The following is a 263-nucleotide window of genomic DNA, read 5'->3' as shown; positions in this document are numbered from 1 at the left end:
GTCCATGCTGCTCCAAGGGGCTGTGCTTTCCCCGGGTCTGCTGTATAATGAAAGTAGAAATCGCAGGAGGTGACAGCCATGCAGGAAAAGCTCTACGCAACTCCCTGCGGCAAGATTCATTACTGGGTGAATCGTGACTGCGGCCCCGCAGCCATCACCCTGGTTTTTCTGCCAGGGCTGACCGCTGACCATCGGCTGTTTGACAAACAGATTGCCTGTTTCGAAGGGAAATACAATCTGCTGGTATGGGACGCCCCCGGCCA

General features: G+C 55.5%; 1 protein-coding gene. It reads left to right on the top strand.

All coding sequences use genetic code 11. The annotated features are described in order from the left end of the window. Positions 1–78: 78 nt before the first annotated feature. Positions 79–263, top strand: a 185-nt coding sequence (locus tag H6B10_RS16275) for an alpha/beta fold hydrolase (RefSeq protein ID WP_430661782.1), incomplete at its 3' end; no start/stop codon positions are given.

Source organism: Gemmiger formicilis, assembly GCF_016901605.1.
Taxonomy (GTDB): Bacteria; Bacillota; Clostridia; order Oscillospirales; family Ruminococcaceae; genus Gemmiger; species Gemmiger formicilis_B.
The sequence above is the reverse complement of the archived record's forward strand: the minus strand, read 5'-3'. Positions and strand labels throughout refer to the sequence as shown.